The following is an 18,423-nucleotide window of genomic DNA, read 5'->3' as shown; positions in this document are numbered from 1 at the left end:
CCCTCCTTAGCTTATTTGAGATTGGAGGACCTTTTGATGGTCCTTGTATTGAATATCGTAAATCCGCTGATATGGACCGTTATTCTTCAGCAGATCTTCATGCCGGCCCCTTTCAGCAATGCGGCCGTCTTTAAAAACAAGGATTTCATCAGCATGCTTCAAGGAAGAAATCCTGTGAGCGATAATGAAGGTCGTCCTCCCCTTCATGACTTCCTTTAGTGCCTGCTGGATATTAAATTCTGTCGTCATATCCACTGCAGAGGTAGCATCGTCCAGGATAAGGATGCCGGGGTCTGTGCAGATCGCCCTGGCTATTGCAATCCTCTGTTTCTGGCCGCCGGACAGGCCCATTCCTCTTTCCCCGAGCATGGTATCATACCCTTCAGGCAGTTCCATGATGAATTCATGCGCCTGTGCCCGTTTAGCAGCATCCATGATTTCTTCTATGGAAGCTTCAGGTCTTCCATAAGAAATATTCGCTTTAATGGATGAAGAAAACAGGAAAGATTCCTGAAGGACAAAGCCTATTCCGCTTCTCAGCGCTTCAAGTGAATAGTCCCTGACATTTCTTCCATCAATCAGCACTTCCCCTGAAGATGCTTCGTAAAAGCGCGTCATCAGCTGGGTTACGCTTGTTTTGCCTGAACCGGTTGCACCGATGAGCCCGATTGTCTTGCCAGGATGCGCCTTGAATGAAACGTCATGGAGCGCCTCTTTATCTTCCTTTGTGTACTGTAAGGATACAGATTTGAAGTCTACCTCCCCATGGATCCTGTCGGGTTCGGCAGCATGGTCAGTCTCTTTGATTTCATTTTCTGCTTCCAGTATCTCCAGCAGCCTCTCGCCCGAAGCCTTGGCCTGGGAAAATAGATTGATGACAAATCCGAGGTTCATAATCGGCCACATTATATACCATACAAGACTGTAGAATGCTACAAGCTCCCCTGGCTGCAGGGATCCGTCTATTACGAGATACCCGCCATAAGAAAGCAGGAGAACGACACTGAGATTTCCCAGGAACTCCATAAGCGGGAAATATTTTGCCCAGATATCGGAGGTGAATAAATAATTGTCTTTATAGTCCTCATTGGACCGGTTGAACTTCCCTATTTCAAAGTCTTCCCTTGAAAGGGATTTCACCGTATTGATGCCGCTGATATTTTCCTGCACCTTTGTATTCAGCTTTCCGAACGATTTCCTGATGCCCCTGAAGGCAGGATGGACAGCTTTATCAAATTTAAAGGTTACCACAGCAAGAAACGGCAGGGTTGCAAGTGTCACTAAGGTAAGCGGCACTGAGTAATAAAACATAACAGAGAAACTGATGCCGATAAGCAGGATGAAACGGATCAGCTCTGAAAATCCGAAAGACAGGAAAAACCTGAACCCCTCGACATCTGCTGTCAGCCTTGACATGATATCCCCTGTTTTTGCATTATCGTAATACTTGAATGGAAGGAACTGCAGTTTTTCATACAGTGAGTTTCTCAGTTTATATACGGATGTGATGCCAAATAGATCTCCAGTATATTGATGAATATAAGTTGCAATTCCTTTAACGAACATGATGCCGATGAAGCCGAAAGCTAAATAGGGAATCCATTCATATTTCCCTCCCAGCACCACCTCATCAATGGTCAGCTGAAGAATCATCGGATAAACCACCGTAATGCCTGTCACAGCCAGCAGGAATACCATCGACCAAATAAAATATTTCTTATAGGGCCAGTAATATTCCTTAAGTTTCTTAAATATTTCCAATTCCATTTCCCCCTCTCTCGTTGTTAAGAATTGAAAAATAAAAGACCGTAATACTAAATATAACGGTTATCGAAATAATTATCTATAGTTTTCAATCTGAATTTTCCAGTTTTTTTGATTATTTAAAATCTGATTTTCTTTTCTGCCGGGAAGGGGATTTGTTGTTCAGCCCGCTGTATGTTTGTTAGAATGAAAAAATGCTTACATATGAAAGGATTGATTTTTTGAATTTAAGAGAAGCTGGAGAGTATTTTGGAAATATTGATTGGGGAGCCCTCGCTTTCTCTGCAGGGGCAGCCATTCTAAAACTTGCAGCCATCTTCATCATTTTTTTGATTGTAAGAGCTGCAGGCGGCAGGCTTATTTCAAAGAGCTTCGACACTTTTGAACAGCGGGAGAATATTTCTTCGGCACGGGCCCAGACGCTTAAAAGCCTGACAAGCAATGTTTTTTCTTATGTACTGATTTTTATTGTTACCGTAACCGTCCTGCAGATTTTTGGGATCCAGGCTACTGCTATCCTGGCTGGTGCCGGTGTTGTGGGTCTTGCTATCGGCTTTGGCGCCCAGGGCCTTGTGAGCGATGTGGTTACAGGCTTCTTCCTGCTTCTTGAGAAACAGATAGATGTAGGGGATTATGTCACAGCTGCCAGCTTTTCCGGCATTGTCGAGCAGGTTGGCCTCAGAACAACGCAGATCAGGGGATTTGATGGAACGCTCCATTTTGTACCCAACAGGGAGATTACGAGCCTGAGCAATCATTCCCGCGGAAACATGAGAGCACTTGTCGATATTGGCATTTCCTATGACGATGACATCGATAAAGCAATCATGGTTCTCCAGGAGGCATGCGACAAGGTGAAAGCGGGTAACGAGAGCATCATGGACGGACCGAATGTGATAGGCATACAGTCCCTTGGCTCCTCGGACGTGGTTCTGCGCATTATAGCAAAAACGCAGAATATGGAGCAGTGGGGCGTTGAACGGGAATTGCGCAAAGCGCTGAAAGAAGCGCTCGACGCCAACGGCATTGAAATCCCGTATCCGCATCAGGTCTATATTGAAAAAAACAGCAGTAATTGAAGAAGGCCGGGCAGATGTTTATCGGGCTGCAAAATTTTATATTAAAAAAGGATGGTCCTCATCGGATCATCCTTTTATCTTTCTTGCAGCTTTATTGGTTCCCTTTATATTCCAGATAAGCCGTCATATAAGAGATTGCTTTTTCTATTGCCTCTTCCTTTGGCTGCAGCCGGGAATGATGCAAACCGAATTCCGAATCTGCCCCCAGCCAGAACATGAACCCCGGAATTTCGCTCAGCATATAGCCAAAATCTTCGCCTGTCATCGCTTCCTTGCATTCAATCACCTCTGCTTCAGTTCCGGTGCGCAAAAAGTCCATGAACTCCCTCGTGAGCACTTCGTCATTATAGACCTGATGGTACATGGCACCATAATCTATCGTCGCTTCGCATTCAAAGCCGGCTTCGGTGCCTTTGACCAGAGCCTCTATCCTTTTCTTCACCCTTGCCATGGATTCCACAGAAAGGGTCCTGATTGTCCCCTCAAGCCTTGCTTTCTCGGCGATAATATTCTGGACCGTCCCGCCGGTGATTTTTCCAATCGTAATGACCGCGCTGTCCAGAGGATCAACATTTCTTGCTATGACCGTTTGAAGCTGTGAGACAAGTGAGCATGCAGCGACTATCATGTCATTTGTTTGATGAGGATAGGCGGCATGCCCTCCTTTTCCCTTTAAATCAATAAAAAGCTCTGAAGTATTCGCAAAGAGGAGCCCTTCTTTAACGGCAACCGCCCCCGCCGGGTATTCTGGAGCGATATGGAGTGCCGCAATCATATCAGGGCGCCATTCTTTCATAATATCCGATTTCAGCATCGGCTCCGCACCGCCAGGTCCCTCCTCTGCAGGCTGGAAGATAAACAAAAGATCATCTTTTACACGGTTTTCCGAAAAATAGGCAATAAGGCCAAGGGCAATGCTCATGTGGAAATCATGTCCGCAGGCATGCATATTGCCTTCATGCCGGGATGAAAATCCGAAGCCCGTTTCCTCGGTAATCGGAAGGCCGTCGATATCAGCTCTATAGCCGATCAGCTTGCCAGGCATTGTCCCGTTCAGTTTCACAAAAATGCCTGTTTTCCATGTTCTGATCTCCATATTGGCCTGGTCAAGTGTCCCCAGATAATCAAGCAGATACTGCTGTGTTTTGAACTCTTTATATCCCAGCTCGGGAATCTGGTGCAGATCCCTTCTAATCTGAATGAACCGATTCATATGTTCTCTCTCCTTTAAATGTGAAAATCCTGCGTAAAAAAGGTACAAAAAAGGACCGGTCTCCCTTTTGGAAGGCACGGTCCTCCAGCCTGCCTTTACAGCTGGCGAAGCTCCTGCTTGATTTCAGTCTTTGATTTTGTCTTTTCGTCAATTTCCTTGATGACGCGTGCCGGAGTGCCAGCCACTACTGTGTATGGAGGAACATCATCAATAACAATGGCGCCTGCTGCAACAACAGCACCCTTGCCTACTGTAACGCCCTCCAGGACAACGGCATTTGCTCCGATGACTACGTCATCTTCCACGATAACCGGCTTGGCTGAAGGCGGCTCAATGACACCTGCAAGAACAGATCCCGCCCCGATATGGCAATTCTTCCCGACAGTCGCACGGCCTCCAAGGACCACATTCATATCAATCATCGTGCCTTCGCCTACAACCGCTCCGATATTGATGGAAGCACCCATCATGATTACTGCATTGTCCCCGATTTCAACCTGATCCCTGATAATGGCACCCGGCTCGATCCTCGCCTTGATGTTTTTCATGTCAAGCAATGGGATCGCTGAATTGCGGCGGTCATTTTCCACAACATAGTCTTCAATCTGTGAAGCATTTGCTTCAAGCGCCTGGCTGATTTCAGCCCACTCTCCAAACACTACTGCAGTATTGCCGGTTAAGAAGGTTTTAGCAGACGGACCGAAATCCAATCCTTCCAAATCGCCCTTTACGTATAATTTAACCGGTGTTGATTTTGTGCTATTTTGTATGAATGAGATAATCTCATTTGCGTCCATCATTTTCATGTGACAGGCCTCCTATGTATGTAACTAGCATTACTTTAACAAACAAAAGCACCGAAAACAAGAAAAAAACCTAATTTCCCCCCTCTTCTACATGCTCTCTTATCAATTCCGCAAATGCTCTTACCTGCTTCAGCCTGAAGGCAGACTCATAGCCCAGCAGCCAAGTATCCCGTTCTATTGGTTCATTGTTCTCATCCAATAACGGAATCTTAAATATATCCTTTTCTGCTCCGTTAAGCGTGATTGCCGGAAGGATGGCATAGCCGATGCCATTAAAGGCCATTTGTTTGCATGTTTCAATCTGATCTACAACAACAGTCCTTTTAGGCGGGGTCTTGAATTGCCTCATCCACCAGTCCTGGATTTCCTGATAATAATTAGAGTCGCTTTTGAACTGGATGAATGGCCGGTCTGTTTCAAGCACCTGCTCAGGCCGGGTGATTTCCTTGTCAACAAGGTAGAGGCTGTCCTTGAACAGATGGATTTTGACTCCCTTCCAGTCAGGAGTTCCGCGAATGATGCCGATATGTACCTGATCTTCATACAGAGATTTGGAAATTTCGCTGCTCCAGCCTGTCATAAGGGATATTTTAGCCTGAGGATACCGGCTGATATACTTTTTCAAAACCTGGGGAAGCCAGTTCTGCCCGACAATGGAAGCAACGGCCAGCTTTAAAGTCCCATGCACCTCTGAGTTAAGGGCCCCGATGGATTCTTTGACCTTTTCTTCTCTTCCAATGACCTCATTGGCAAACTGAATCACCAGCTCGCCGGCAGGGGTCAGGGTAAGACCCTTCTGAGAACGCACAAACAATTTGGTTTCCCATTCTTTTTCAATCGACTGCAGCCTTTGCGACAGGGCAGGCTGTGAGACAAAGAGCCGTTCCGCCGCCTTTCTCATATTCATTTCCTGAGCCAGGACCGATAATAGATGAAATTCAGAAAGTGCTGACATATAATCTTCCCCTTATTCACTTTATAACTTTTTCTTATATTATATCTTAAAAATTTCCGATTTTCATTATGAACATGAAATGAATACAATGATAGCGAAGGAGGGATGAAATGGAATATACTCTTTTAATATTTATAGGTTTTTTGTCTGCTTTTATCGGAACACTTGCCGGGAGCGGCGGACTTATCGGAATGCCCTCCATGCTCCTGCTCGGCATTCCTGTCCACACTGCAGTTGCGGCGGCTAAATTTTCAAATATCTTCAGTTCTTTCTCCAGCTTTTTCTATCTGCTGCGGAAAAGGGAAATTGGTTTGAGAGACTGTTTACAGACTCTGCCTTTCGGGCTTGCGGGAGGAGCCACAGGCGCTCTACTGGCCAACAGCATCCCGGAAAAAGCCATGACGATGCTTGCAGCTTCCCTGCTGGTTTTTGCGCTTGTCATCACAATGCTGAAGAAGCCGGCGGAAACTGCCGGCGAGTCAGGCATCACACCGCGATTATTTCCGTCCATCTATTTTATAGGGGCATATGACGGGCTCTTTGGACCTGGCCAGGGAACCCTGCTTATGTATACCTTTTTGAATAAGGGATTTAATTATATCAGGGCGGTGGCTTTCAGCCGATTCCAGACATTCATAAGCTGCTTTGCATCGTTCACAATCTATCTTGCAGCAGGAAACTTCCAGCTCAGGCCTTCCCTCTGTCTGCTGACAGGATCTCTCCTCGGTGCCCATCTCGCTGTAAGGGCAGCTGGTAAAATCAATCCCCGCTGCCTGAAAAGGCTTCTTCATGGTATCACCATTCTCCTGATCATCCAGCTGTCAGCAAGACTGCTGCAATGATGCAGCCAAACTCTTTGTAAAGAAAAAAACAGCCCCCTCAGGAGCTGCTGAAATTATTTCCTGTTCAGTCTGCGCACATGCTTGTTCAGCCGGTCAAGGAGTGCTCTCCTTGTTAATATTCCCTCAAAGAAGCCGTCATCATTTTCGACGCAGACAAAGGGATGATCAACCAAAAGCTCTATTGCCAGCTTCATATCCGAATCTGCTTTTAGGCGGGGAATATTTTGATTCATGCATGCCTCCACCCGTTTTTCCTCCAATTTTTCAAACTCGATCCTTTCGATCCCGAGGATGGAATCCATGATGGAAGGAGTGCCTATGAGGCCGTGGAGTTTATAGCCTGGATCCAGTACAGGAATCGCTGTATAGCCGCTTTTGGTCAGCACAAGCACGGCATGCTCCAAGGTATTGCCAATTTGTACATGGGCTACCCTTTCAGAAGGGATCATAAGGTCCCTGATGCTTATTTCCAGATACTCACTACTGTGAAGACTTATCATAGCCGAAACTCCTCAAATGAAAGTGTTTACTTTTTCATTTTATCATATTTTTTCGGCGCTGGCCTTCTTACCCTTTGCTGGTAGGAATATCTTTTATGGTAAAACGGCATTTTGGGCATCTATAAATAACATTCTGGTTGGATTGTGCCGTTAATACCTGTTCCATGCTTTCATCCTCATGGCATTTCGGACATTCAACTGTCGGAAACATGGATTCACCCCTTTTATCTATTAGGATAGACTGATTTTTGAAGTTTATCCTGATGCATAGGCAGGCATACTCATGGAAAACGCAAAAAAGGAACCTCGAGGGTTCCTTTAAAGGGAATTGCGTTATTGGATGAGATCAAAGATTTCAATTGTAATCATATCCATATTGTCAAACTGGTATCTTTTTGGCTTTTCTTTGTCATTATATACTTCCAGCTCGTATGTCTCTGTTTTTGGATGATAAGTAACCTGGCATTTTCTTTCGCCATTCACCTCAAAGAAACGCTGGGCGGGTTCCCCGCTGCCTGACTGTTCCTGTAAATTCTTTAGACGTGTTAATATACCTTGAAGCTGTGACATGCTCCCTCTCCTTTCGAACAAAACCAAATCAAATATATGCCGCCATTATATATGAAGGACATTGGAAACCAAATTCCAATCGGCAGCATCGGCGGAGCTGCTCCATCCTTAAGCCGGCGAACCTGCATACGGGAAAGCTCCGTTCCTTTTCCTTCATACAAACCTTCATCTTGCTCTTAGGTTTCACTTTCAGCATGTTTCTATCCCAAAGATTTAAAATCAGAATATTCGAACCGTAATTCTTTACATGCCAATATTAACAGCATAAAATAATGACATGCTTTGTACAAGCAAAAGCTTCGGAAAAGGACGTGATTTTTTTGCAAAAGCCGGCAAAGTTAGCCGAAAAGCTTTTTTTAATCGATGGTTACGACCTGAATATGGAAGAGCGGACAGGAACTTACATATTGGCTGAAGACAGCCTTGCCATCATTGAAACCTCAGCAAGCCCTTCAGTCACAAGAATCCTTGATGGGCTCGAAGCGTTAAACCTCTCTGTCAAAGAAGTGAAATATATCATCCTCACCCACATTCACCTTGATCATGCCGGGGGAGCTGGACTTTTGCTCAAATCATGCCCGCAGGCAAAAGTGATGGTCCATCCAAAGGGCGAAAAACATCTGGCAGATCCATCCCGCCTGATTGCCGGAGCAAAAGCCGTATACGGCGATCAATTTGAAGCTCTCTTTGATCCGATACTCCCAATCCCGCCAGACAGGCTGGAAGCAATGGAGGATGGAAGGGAGCTGAGGCTGAGCGATACATGTACACTAGCCTTTTTTGATACACCAGGTCATGCAAACCATCACTTCAGTGTCTATTATCCCCCTGAAAACGGAATGTTTACAGGCGACACGGCTGGCATCTTCTATCCTCAGCTTTATAGGGAGGGCACTGAATTTTACTTGCCTTCCACTTCGCCAAATCAATTCAGTCCTGAAAAAATGCTGGCTTCCATCTCTTTGTATGAATCAAGAAAACTTGACTGCCTTTTCTTCGGGCACTATGGCATATCGCGAAATCCTGCAGAAGCATATTTTCAGGTCAGGAGCTGGCTTGAAATATTCATTGAAGAAGCAGAAACAGCCTTTCACGCCGCTTCACATAATGAAGCACCTGGCCAAATAGCCTCTCGCCTCAAAAAGAGGGTCTTTGCCCATTTAAGCCAAAAGGGCATTGCGGACGACCATCCTATATACAGCCTGCTGTCACTTGATTTAGAAGTGTCAGCGATGGGGCTTGCGGATTATTTGGCAAAAAGGGACAATAAAACGGAAAAACTGCGGTAAAGAGCATAATAGCCTTTCATTAAAATATGGTATATTTGATGTGCAACGAAAATTAAGGAGCAAATTCAAATGAAGCAAATTACCCTATATTCTCAGCCAGACTGCCCGCCATGCGAGATTTCCAAGCGCTTCCTCCAGGAATACGGCTTTTCATATGAAGTGAAGGATATCAGCACCGATAAAAAAGCCAGGGAAGAATTAACCAAAAGATATAATTCCTACTCCACTCCAACCTTTGTGATCGATCAAACCGTCATAACTGGTTTTGACCTGGAAAAGTTAAAAGCAGAGCTGAATATCGAATAGGAAGAAGAGCAGGCTGCAGCCTGCTCTCTTCTTTATGCCTCCATCAGCAGCAGCCTTTTATCACTGCAGCTCAGGGTCAGGCCGGGAACCGGCAAAACGCTGCCGGCCATCGGTTTAAGATTATCCGCATCCCTTGAGAATCCGGTCCTGTCATTGGATCCTTTGTATACTAAATCAGAAGTCGCACTTGATAATATATTCAGGGGCGCCTCATCATAAAGCCATTCTGCCACTTTCCAGCCTGAATCAGTTTTTTCGATCCGGATGCCTTCATAATGTCCTGCATAAGCAGTTGGACCTTCGTTCATTGCTGGAAAATATTCAAAAACAAGAATTTTTCCAGGATCAATGACCACTTTCGTCTCCTCCGTAAACTCAAAGAACGGTATATAATACAAACCAAAGTCAGTTCCGTAAATAATATTCCCGTTCCCTTCCTCTGACAGGTTCTCCTGCAGAAAGAGGCTTGCATAGCTGTCTGTAAAATAAGGGTCAAGAACAGCTTCTATCTCTTCCAGCGATCTTGGCTCCTCACTCAGAGATGTCTGCGCTTCAAAAGCACTTTCCAGGAACTGCAGCACCTCTTCCCTGTTTTCCAGAGCATGGTCTTCAGCAGCTTCTGCACCTGCCTTCGGAAGCATAAACGCCAGAATGGCTGCAGCAGACAGGATAATCATCTCTTTTATATACACAAATCCTTCCTCCTCATTGTTTATTTGTCATAATCCGTGAAATTAAAAAACAAATGAATTTTTTTAGAACAGTTCTTACATTTATTAAAGAAATTACCCGATTTAAGGAAGGACTAACAGTTTTCAAGGAATTTCACCTGTACATTTATTGGAAGAACAAAAGCGCAAGCTCTTAATCATCCCGACAAGCATTAGACGAACCTCCCAGAAAAGCGTTCTTTGCCTTTTTGGGAAGTTTGGCTTGTGACCTCGGCGGAGCTGCTGGACGTTGATAAAATATTCCAAATGATTCACAGACATACGTTTAATAATTTCTTGAATAATAGGATTTATTAAACATTATTGTTGATTTGGGGCTGTATTTCAGCTGGCTGAAATACAGCCCCAAATCAACAGGGAACACTAACACAGCCAAATAATAAAAAAGAGACTGCCTGAACGGCAGTCCCTCCTTTTCATATCAGCTACCAGCTGACTGTAGTTGTGTAGTAGGCAATAAAGATGACTAAAAGAATGAAGCAGATGGCATATGTCAGAATGACAGGATTCCGGATGTAAGGATGATCCTGCACCTGCCGGGAAATGCTTGAATCCATATCTCCCTTTACCGCTCTCTGATTTCGCGCGATGGACATCGTATATAATAAGCCGGTCAGCAGAATGCCTGCAGCGATGATCAGAAGGATGGTCATAAAAGCGCTCATTTGAACTCCCCCCGGGAAAGTAGTATTCCTAATGTGCCACTTACCTTCAGGGACTATACAGGAAAAATCTTATAACAGACCTTCCTGGTCATACAAGAAAGAATAAGCAATATCTATGAAAAGGTAATCCTTTGAATGCAAAGGGAAAGAAAAAGTCCTGATGGTTTCCCCTGTTTCAATATCACTGTACAGATCAGACAGGATTCCTTTTTGGTCATTTCTCATCCTCACTATGTTTTCAAGGAAGTATGGGCGCCAGCTCCAGTTCTTCCTGTAATATTTATGCTGGATGATCCAGTCTCCATCCTTTTTGAAGATATTGGGGGACTGCTGGAAGCCTTCCACATCGCATACGTACATCCTGAAAGCAACTCCATCCATTTCCCCCGACAATGCCAGCAGAAGCTCTTCATAATCCTGAATTTTCTTGTACTTGGACAAAAGCTCCTGGATTTTAGTCTGAAATCCTTCAGCAGCTGCATGGATCTTTTCCAGCTTCTTTGTTTCATGGAGGATAAAACGATGGAATTCAGTTTTCAGCTTTTCCTTCAGGTAATCTTTCTCGATAGTAGCAGCCTGGGGTGTGGACAAATAAAATCCCTGGTAGTATCTTCCGCCATTTTTCCAGGCGAACTGCAGCTGGTACACCATTTCAATATTTTCAAACAGGAGAGTCGCCCCGATTCTTCTTGCCAGGAGGGAAAGAGAATACAAAATATCACGGTAGGATGCAGCTGACGCATTCGACCTGAGACCCTTTAGGTCCGCTTTAATGATATCAGGGGAAAGCTGGCCGATCCTGTCAAGCCTGCTGCTGTCATTCCCCATATTGTCAACGGCTATCTTGATTCCGTACGTCCTGTAGTAATTAAGGAGGTGATCGAGGTGTTCAAGATCTCCCTTGTAATTTCTTTCGGTAATCTCGAGTACAATTCTTTCGGGGCTGATGCCTTTATCCTGGTATTGCAAAAGGAGCTGCAGGAAATGCTCCCCGGAATCGTGCATGAGAAGACTGGCGTCCCGGTTGATGAAAATGAGCTCTTCCCCTTTCCTGCCGGCAAAATGATCGAGTGCTTTCATCAGGACCGTGTTATCCACTTCAAGCCTGTATTCTTCGGGGATGCTGTCATCCAGAAAAAACGGGCCAAGGCTTTCGGCCGAGCCGCCGGCAGTAAATCTCCCCAATACCTCATAACCGATAACCTTATGTTCGTCAGCACTGAATATGGCCTGGAAATGCGGTATAACGCGGTCAAGTTCTGTTAATATATCCAATGCATCCATCGCTTTTCCCCGCCTTTCATTTTAATTATTGGAGCCTGCCAAACAGGATGTAAGCACTCCCCGCAGCAGGCATATGGCCAAGTTCAACACCGCCGGAATAACTTTGGCCAGCCATGATAAAAATAAAACTGGAGCCGTTTCTTGATCTGGCATGGCCTGTTTTCGGAACGCCGGATAGAAGGAAGGGCCAGCCTTGAAAAATATGTATATGATCATCTTAATGCTTCCGCTGCTGGGCTGCAGCAGCCACCTCGACAAACAGGAGTCTGCAATGAAGGGCCAGTCTTCGGGTGAGATACAAGAAAACCTGTCAGCAGGCAAGGAGACTGCCGGGCAGCCTGAAAATGCTGCCGGCAGGGAGAAGGTTATATTGGATGTTCCGCTGATAAAGCAGAATCCTGAGCTGAAATATGGCTGTGAAGTGACGAGCCTTGCCATGATGCTCCAATACGCAGGAGTCAAGGCTGATAAAATGGACCTTTATCACAAAATAAAAAAAGATCCTGATCCAATTATAAAATCAAACAGGGATATTGTTCAATGGGGAAATCCTGCCCACGGGTTTGTCGGGGACATGACCGGAAAGCAAGCGGGCTATGCAGCCTTTGATAAACCGATCTTTGAACTGGCCCTGCAGTACCTTCCTGGCAGAGCAGTGAATCTGACGGGGAAATCCTTTGAAGACATTCTGTCACACGTAAGCCAGGGCTATCCTGCAGTAGTATGGACAACAGGTGATTACAGGCTTCCTGACCGATGGGAATCCTGGACGCATGAAGGAGAGTTAATTAAAACGCCGCTCGATTTGCATGCGGTAACCCTTGTAGGCTATGACACACGGTTTGTTTATATAAATGACCCGCTGTCAGGGAAAAAACAGGTGCGCATCACAAAAGAAAAATTCAAATCCTCATGGCTTGCATTGAAATCCAGGGCAATTAGCTATAAATAAGAAAGAGCAGCGGCCTGATAGGCCGCTGTTCTCATAGCAGTTAAAAAGGATGCTGGTTGAGCCACTGGCCCCCATCCATTGAAATACATTCACCATTAATATAGGCAGCTTGTTCAGAAAAGAGGAAGAACGCAAGCCCGGCAATTTCCTCCGGCTTTCCAAGCCGGCCTAAAGGGACACTGTTCAAGGTTCTTTTCGCTGCTTCCTCTGACTCCCAAAGCTTTTCTGCACCGCCTGTCCTTTCAATAGGACCTGGCGCTATTGCATTAACACGGATGCCATACTTCCTGCCCCACTCAACAGCAAGCGTCCTTGTCATTGAAAGAACCCCCGCCTTAGCAGCCGCCGAGTGAATCACCCCCGGCCCGGCATCCCAGGCATAAGTGGCAACCATGTTGATGATGCTGCCTTTAATGCCCTTCTCAATCCAATACTTTCCGATTTCGCTGCTGCAGTAAAATGTTCCATTTAAAACGATATTAATGACGGAATTCCAGCCATTGGCGCTCAGGCTCTCTGCCGGGCAAATGAAGTTCCCAGCAGCATTATTGACAAGAAAATCAATGCTGCCAAAAGTATCATGTGCTTTTTCCGCCATCGCTTTAACATGCTCAGGCTCCCTGACATCCATTTGAAAAGGAAGCACTTCTCCCTTCGTTTCGATTTCCTTTTTAGCTTCCTCCAGCTTTTCCATATTGCGGCCGGTAATCATGACATTTGCTCCAGCTTCCGAGAATCTTTTTGCCATATATTTGCCCATCCCGCTCGATCCGCCGGTCACTATGACTGTTTTGCCTTCCATGAAAATCCCCCTCAAAAAATGAATAGTCGTTCATTATTCTATTTTAACATAAATGGAGAATTTTCTAATATTTTTAATATAAAATTATTAGAAAGAGATTTGGACAGAGTTTTTTCTAATTTTTTCCTTTAATGTCACCTTGTTCTTCGATTTGCTGCGAATTGCCGCCTTCTTTTCCCCGCACTTGTCTGATAGTATAAATACGTATATTCATATATAGATAGGCTGGTAGATATATGACTAAAAAAATATCACGAAGATCATTTCTGAAAACAGCTGCCGGGTCTCTTTTGACAGCATTGGCGGCAGGCTCCGGAAGCTATTATTACGCGCGGGAGATTGAACCGAAGTTACTGGACACGGCCGTCCATAAGATAATAGATCCATCCATCCCGCAGGCCTTCAATAATTTCAGGGCTGTGCAATTCAGCGATACCCATATAGGCTTCCAGTACACGCTCGGCCAGCTTGAAAAACTCGCCGGCAAAATAAACAGCCTGGAGCCGGATATCATCTTCTTTACTGGGGATCTGATGGATGAGCCTAATAAATTCTTGCAGGCAGAGCGGATTGTCTCAATCCTTGAGCAGCTTAATGCCCCTTTCGGCAAATTTGCCGTTTACGGCAACCATGACCACGGCGGTTACGGGTCCGATATCTATAAAAATATCATTGAAAAAAGCGGCTTCAGACTCCTCCTCAATGAGTCTCATCAAGTGAAGCTTGGAGAGAACAGCATTTATATAGCGGGAGTTGATGATGCCATGCTCGGAAGGCCCGATTTGAAAAAAACGGCAGGAAGCATTCCGGAAGGACACTACAGCATCCTCCTGTCACACGCTCCGGACCTGGCAGACAAGGCATATGAAAATTCCTTCCACTTTCAGCTGAGCGGCCACAGCCACGGAGGACAGGTTAAGATTCCGTTTTTTGGGGCACTGGTCACCCCGCCTTATGGACAAAAATACTATGAAGGCTTTTATACAATCGGCGACACAGACCCTTTGACTCTTTATGTCAATCGAGGGCTCGGCACTACAAGGCTTCCATTCAGATTTTTATCCAAGCCTGAGCTGACACTTTTCACCTTCCATTCCTCCTGAGAGCAGACATCTGCACTCAGGAGGAAAAATACAGCCGCTGGTGCATATGCTGTAATAAACCTGTGAATGGAGTGGCTGCTTATCTACCATACAGTAAGGCAAGGCGAAACCCTGACAAGCATCTCAATGGACTACCGCCGCCCGATTGCCCAGTTATTGGCCGCAAACCCGCAAATCAGCAACCCCAATCAGATTTATCAAGGGCAAAGAGTGATGATTCCCGGACTTCCTGAGCCTTCAGCAATCCCGTATTCAATAAGCATTACGTTATCCACCCGCCGCTTGTCTCTCCTTAAAAATGGAATCCTACAAAAAACCTATCCTGTCGGCATCGGCAAGATGCTGACACAAACACCGCCAGGCGATTATGTAATTGTTAATCGCGAACCCAATCCTGGCGGTCCTTTTGGCATCATGTGGCTTTCTTTATCAAAAGCAGGCTACGGGATCCATGGCACCAATAACCCTGCTTCCATCGGCAAGGCAGTCTCCAAAGGCTGTGTGCGGATGAATAACCAGGATGTACTGGAACTTTCCGGAATTGTACCAAATGGAACACGGGTTATGATTAGAAATTGAAAGAACCCCATCCTGCAAAGATTGGCAGGATGGGGTTTTCCATTTTGATTAGAAATATTGGCTGCCCGTAATCTTTCTATTAGTTTCTTCCTGCCGGATTTTCAAACAAATCAAAAAATAGGCTTTGTTAAACATTGCTGTTGATTTTGGGCTCATCGTGTGAAACTCTCGTTTGCGCGCATTTCTGCAGCCAGATATTCGTCCTGCCGAAAGAAATCTCGCTTTTTTGGCCGCAGGACGAATATCTGGCTAAAAATGAGCCCAAAACCAACAAGGTACACTAACACAGCCAAAATATAAAAAAGCCTATTGTGATTTTCTTCCATCTAATGTATCATATTGATATATCAAGTCGATATATCAATATGATATGTGGAGGGATTATCTTGTCAACTGAACACAGCTTACTTGCAGTACTAAGCTTTTGGCCCAGCTCTGGCTATGATATTAAATCAGAATTTGAACATAAAGCAGCAGGGCTTTATTGGGGCATGAGCTATGGAAGCATTTATCCGAAGCTGAAAAAGCTGGAGGAAGAGGGCTATGTATACTCAATGGAAAAAGAGGAAAATGGACGGAATAAAAAATTGTATGAACTGACGGAAAAAGGGTGGCAGGAATTTGAAGAGTGGCTGTGCACCCCGCCAGCATACCCGGCAGTCAAAGATGAACTATTCATGAAAATGAGCACCTGGCACAAGGATATGGATACCCGCCATTTAATCAGCCATCTCGAGAAAAGAAAACGCGAATCCGAAGATATCCTTGGTTTCGTGAAAGAATGGCCAAGGAACGGGATTTCCTATGTCAGCAGTATAGGCATGCTGACGATCCGCTATGCAGAGATGCGGCTGGAGACGGAGCTGAGATGGATCGACGAGAGCATATCCATATTAAAAGCCGGGGAATTGCCCGAAGGCCAGGATCCAACCGGGGCAGAGAAAAAATTGCTGTCCAGGCGCAGGGAATCGCTCGGACTGAAATCGGAGGATGAATAAATGAAAAACGGCATTTTCTCCCCGTTGAAAGATAAAGCCTTCCGTTCCCTTTTTGGGGCGCAGGTCTTTTCCGATTTAGGTAATTGGCTGGATTTTGTGGCATTGCAGGTCATTGTTGTCTATTACTGGGGGCTTGGCGAATCTGCCATTGCTGCCGTTATCATCACTCTTGGTATTCCCTGGGTCTTGATCGGGCCGTTTGCAAGTGTGTTTGTTGACAGACTGCCAAAGAAAACTTTGATGATGGTTTGCATGTTTTGCAAAATTGTATTTGTCGCAGGACTTTTCTGGTCGCCAAATTTGTATGTACTGCTGCTGTTTGTCTTTTTAAAAGGGACTGCTGCTGCTCTTTATGACCCGGCAAGGCAAAGCATGATCCGGGCAATTGTGGCCGAAGATAAGCTGCCGGAGGCTGTGACGCTGAGCCAGCTGTCAGTGAATACCATGAAAATTGCCGGTCCTGCGCTTGGGGGCCTCCTCATGGCCGTATTCGGTACCAAGAGCCCGTTTCTGTTTGAAGCGGCCGGTTTTCTGGTCAGCATCCTCTTTTTGGCCTCGCTGCCGGCATCCAAAGGATTGCCTGCCGATGCAGAAACCGCAAAAAGGACCGGTGAGAAAGAGCAAAGCTTTTGGACAGATTTCGCAGCTGGCATCAGGCATATTGCCGGCACACGGCTATTGAAGATTTCTATTCTGCTGTCTTCTGCCGCATTTTTCATCATCTTCCTATATGATGGACTGTTTATCTTTGTCGCAAAAAATCTCGGATTCACGCAAGAAAGTTTCACCTTTTTAATCAGTGCTGTGGGACTTGGGAGTGTTGCCGGGTCACTGGCGCTTGGAAAATGGACTTTCTGGAAAAAGGGTCCGATCCATTTAATGTCTGCTTCAGCATTTATCAGCGGACTTTTTATTATCCTGGTCGGATTGGGCAGCTTCGGCATCCTTGATCTCCCCCAAATAGTCTGGCTTGCAGGTGCCTTCCTGCTCGGCTTTTTCGGAGCAGGTGAAGCTGTTCCATATGGTTATGTGCTGCAGTCCGAAACACCGCAGAAAATGATGGGCAGGGTATCTGCTGCAGCCATGGGCCTGCAGACCTTCGCGATGCTGATTGCACCTGCTGCGGGAGCCCTTCTGGCCAAATTATGGGGTGTATCTTATGTTATGGCTGGTGCAGGAAGCGCCACTTGCCTAATGGGGGCTCTAGTGCTGCTCTACGTACTTAAGAAGCTTAAAGCGTCAGCTCCGGAGAAATCAATCAGCCACTCCGTCTGATAATCTTTCCAAAAACCAGAAGGAAGAGGTATAATGAATTATATCTCTTCCTCTGGCAGTTTTATGGAAGACATGACTTTTAATCTGCGGAAAAAGCTGGTACAATGTTTTCTATTATGTTTAAAGATTAGAAAGGAGCCAAAACATTGAATTCGGACAAGAGTCAGACCCCCCGGCTGCATTCAACGGTTGAAAACCTCTCTCAAGCCATCTTCACTGTGAACCGCCATGCGAAAACAGCGACAAACCCTAAATTTTTATATAAACTGAAGCACGAAGCAATCCTGAAGCTGATTAAAAACGGAGATGCCCGTAAAATCGGCCTTCACTATTCCGGCAATCCAAGATACAGCCAGCAGCAATCAGACGTCCTGGTGGAGTGCGGGAGCTATACCTTCCACATCCCTCCTGCCAAAAAGGATTTCGAGGACCTTCCCCACCTCGGGAAGCTTGATTCCGCCGTGCGCAATCCAAAAACCCGGCTTCCACTCGGACAAGCAAAAAAACTCCTGTCTTCTTATACAGGATTAAAGGAAGAATCGGAAAATCAGCAGCATGATAAAAAGAAGAAATACCAAAAACCGGTATTCAAGAAACTGGGAGAAAGCTACTAAGAAAAGCGGAGGGCGCTTGTTCAGCCCCGACAAGCATAAGACGCTTCAGGATAGAAGGCGTTCTTTGCCTTCAATCCTGGAGTGGCTTATGACTCG

20 protein-coding genes are annotated in these 18,423 nt (G+C 45.6%); 10 read left to right on the top strand and 10 right to left on the bottom strand.

Annotated features, from left to right (window positions below; genetic code table 11):
- Positions 1–6: 6 nt before the first annotated feature.
- Positions 7–1,761 (bottom strand): ABC transporter ATP-binding protein, encoded by a 1,755-nt coding sequence (locus tag N288_RS08105; protein WP_022543664.1) that lies wholly within the window; start codon positions 1,759–1,761, stop codon positions 7–9.
- A gap of 197 nt (positions 1,762–1,958) precedes the next feature.
- Between N288_RS08105 and N288_RS08100 the strand changes: the two genes are divergently transcribed.
- The gene (locus N288_RS08100) at positions 1,959–2,843 is read left to right on the top strand and encodes a mechanosensitive ion channel family protein (RefSeq protein WP_009794323.1); all 885 of its coding nucleotides are present in this window, start codon (positions 1,959–1,961) and stop codon (positions 2,841–2,843) included.
- Between the two features lie 91 nt (positions 2,844–2,934).
- Here N288_RS08100 and N288_RS08095 read toward each other — a convergent pair whose 3' ends face one another.
- The 3 genes from N288_RS08095 to N288_RS08085 all read right to left on the bottom strand — a co-directional run bounded on the left by N288_RS08095 (position 2,935) and on the right by N288_RS08085 (position 5,817).
- Positions 2,935–4,056: an N-acetyldiaminopimelate deacetylase gene (locus N288_RS08095; protein WP_022543663.1), complete on the bottom strand. Its 1,122-nt coding sequence runs from the start codon at positions 4,054–4,056 to the stop codon at positions 2,935–2,937.
- Between the two features lie 95 nt (positions 4,057–4,151).
- The gene (gene dapD, locus N288_RS08090) at positions 4,152–4,862 is read right to left on the bottom strand and encodes a 2,3,4,5-tetrahydropyridine-2,6-dicarboxylate N-acetyltransferase (RefSeq protein ID WP_009794321.1); all 711 of its coding nucleotides are present in this window, start codon (positions 4,860–4,862) and stop codon (positions 4,152–4,154) included.
- A gap of 70 nt (positions 4,863–4,932) precedes the next feature.
- Positions 4,933–5,817 carry a LysR family transcriptional regulator gene (locus N288_RS08085; protein ID WP_009794320.1) on the bottom strand — a complete coding sequence of 295 codons (885 nt, stop codon included), beginning with the start codon at positions 5,815–5,817 and terminating at the stop codon, positions 4,933–4,935.
- Between the two features lie 110 nt (positions 5,818–5,927).
- On the opposite strand from N288_RS08085, the gene N288_RS08080 reads away from it, so the two are divergent.
- The gene (locus N288_RS08080) at positions 5,928–6,659 is read left to right on the top strand and encodes a sulfite exporter TauE/SafE family protein (RefSeq protein WP_009794319.1); all 732 of its coding nucleotides are present in this window, start codon (positions 5,928–5,930) and stop codon (positions 6,657–6,659) included.
- Positions 6,660–6,712: 53 nt separating this feature from the next.
- Here N288_RS08080 and cbpB read toward each other — a convergent pair whose 3' ends face one another.
- Positions 6,713–7,159, bottom strand: coding sequence for a cyclic-di-AMP-binding protein CbpB (cbpB, locus tag N288_RS08075; protein ID WP_009794318.1), 447 nt, complete (start codon positions 7,157–7,159; stop codon positions 6,713–6,715).
- Between the two features lie 333 nt (positions 7,160–7,492).
- A complete protein-coding gene (locus N288_RS08070) occupies positions 7,493–7,729 on the bottom strand; it encodes a YkuJ family protein (RefSeq protein ID WP_009794317.1) in 237 nt (78 codons plus the stop codon).
- A gap of 320 nt (positions 7,730–8,049) precedes the next feature.
- Here N288_RS08070 and N288_RS08065 point away from each other — a divergent pair, with 320 nt between their 5' ends.
- Both N288_RS08065 and N288_RS08060 read left to right on the top strand, forming a co-directional pair.
- The gene (locus tag N288_RS08065) at positions 8,050–9,018 is read left to right on the top strand and encodes an MBL fold metallo-hydrolase (protein ID WP_035402799.1); all 969 of its coding nucleotides are present in this window, start codon (positions 8,050–8,052) and stop codon (positions 9,016–9,018) included.
- 69 nt (positions 9,019–9,087) lie between these two features.
- On the top strand, positions 9,088–9,324 hold the full coding sequence (locus tag N288_RS08060; protein WP_009794315.1) for a glutaredoxin family protein: 237 nt from the start codon (positions 9,088–9,090) through the stop codon (positions 9,322–9,324).
- Between the two features lie 32 nt (positions 9,325–9,356).
- On the opposite strand, the gene N288_RS08055 is transcribed toward N288_RS08060, so the two are convergent.
- The 3 genes from N288_RS08055 to N288_RS08045 form a co-directional block, all read right to left on the bottom strand.
- Positions 9,357–10,016: a DUF3993 domain-containing protein gene (locus N288_RS08055; protein ID WP_022543661.1), complete on the bottom strand. Its 660-nt coding sequence runs from the start codon at positions 10,014–10,016 to the stop codon at positions 9,357–9,359.
- Between the two features lie 464 nt (positions 10,017–10,480).
- Positions 10,481–10,720: a hypothetical protein gene (locus N288_RS08050; RefSeq protein WP_009794313.1), complete on the bottom strand. Its 240-nt coding sequence runs from the start codon at positions 10,718–10,720 to the stop codon at positions 10,481–10,483.
- Positions 10,721–10,789: 69 nt separating this feature from the next.
- Positions 10,790–12,004 carry an EAL domain-containing protein gene (locus tag N288_RS08045; RefSeq protein WP_009794312.1) on the bottom strand — a complete coding sequence of 405 codons (1,215 nt, stop codon included), beginning with the start codon at positions 12,002–12,004 and terminating at the stop codon, positions 10,790–10,792.
- Between the two features lie 193 nt (positions 12,005–12,197).
- Between N288_RS08045 and N288_RS08035 the strand changes: the two genes are divergently transcribed.
- Entirely contained in the window at positions 12,198–12,956 is a 759-nt protein-coding gene (locus N288_RS08035) for a C39 family peptidase (RefSeq protein WP_009794309.1), read from the top strand.
- A gap of 40 nt (positions 12,957–12,996) precedes the next feature.
- On the opposite strand, the gene fadH is transcribed toward N288_RS08035, so the two are convergent.
- Positions 12,997–13,758 (bottom strand): 2,4-dienoyl-CoA reductase, encoded by a 762-nt coding sequence (gene fadH, locus N288_RS08030; RefSeq protein WP_009794308.1) that lies wholly within the window; start codon positions 13,756–13,758, stop codon positions 12,997–12,999.
- Between the two features lie 236 nt (positions 13,759–13,994).
- Between fadH and N288_RS08025 the strand changes: the two genes are divergently transcribed.
- The 5 genes from N288_RS08025 (at position 13,995) to N288_RS08005 (ending at position 18,327) form a co-directional block, all read left to right on the top strand.
- Positions 13,995–14,861: a metallophosphoesterase gene (locus tag N288_RS08025; protein ID WP_009794307.1), complete on the top strand. Its 867-nt coding sequence runs from the start codon at positions 13,995–13,997 to the stop codon at positions 14,859–14,861.
- A gap of 66 nt (positions 14,862–14,927) precedes the next feature.
- Positions 14,928–15,440: a L,D-transpeptidase family protein gene (locus N288_RS08020; protein ID WP_009794306.1), complete on the top strand. Its 513-nt coding sequence runs from the start codon at positions 14,928–14,930 to the stop codon at positions 15,438–15,440.
- Between the two features lie 386 nt (positions 15,441–15,826).
- The gene (locus N288_RS08015; protein ID WP_022543658.1) at positions 15,827–16,438 is read left to right on the top strand and encodes a PadR family transcriptional regulator; all 612 of its coding nucleotides are present in this window, start codon (positions 15,827–15,829) and stop codon (positions 16,436–16,438) included.
- Positions 16,439–17,713, top strand: coding sequence for an MFS transporter (locus N288_RS08010; RefSeq protein ID WP_009794303.1), 1,275 nt, complete (start codon positions 16,439–16,441; stop codon positions 17,711–17,713). It abuts the gene before it with no gap.
- A gap of 146 nt (positions 17,714–17,859) precedes the next feature.
- Complete coding sequence (locus tag N288_RS08005) at positions 17,860–18,327, top strand: YkyB family protein (RefSeq protein WP_009794302.1); 468 nt, start codon at positions 17,860–17,862, stop codon at positions 18,325–18,327.
- Positions 18,328–18,423 lie beyond the last annotated feature (96 nt).

Origin of the sequence: Bacillus infantis NRRL B-14911 (assembly GCF_000473245.1) — a bacterium.
Taxonomy (GTDB): domain Bacteria; phylum Bacillota; class Bacilli; order Bacillales; family Cytobacillaceae; genus Bacillus_AB; species Bacillus_AB infantis.
This window is presented reverse-complemented; position numbering and strand designations above follow the sequence as displayed.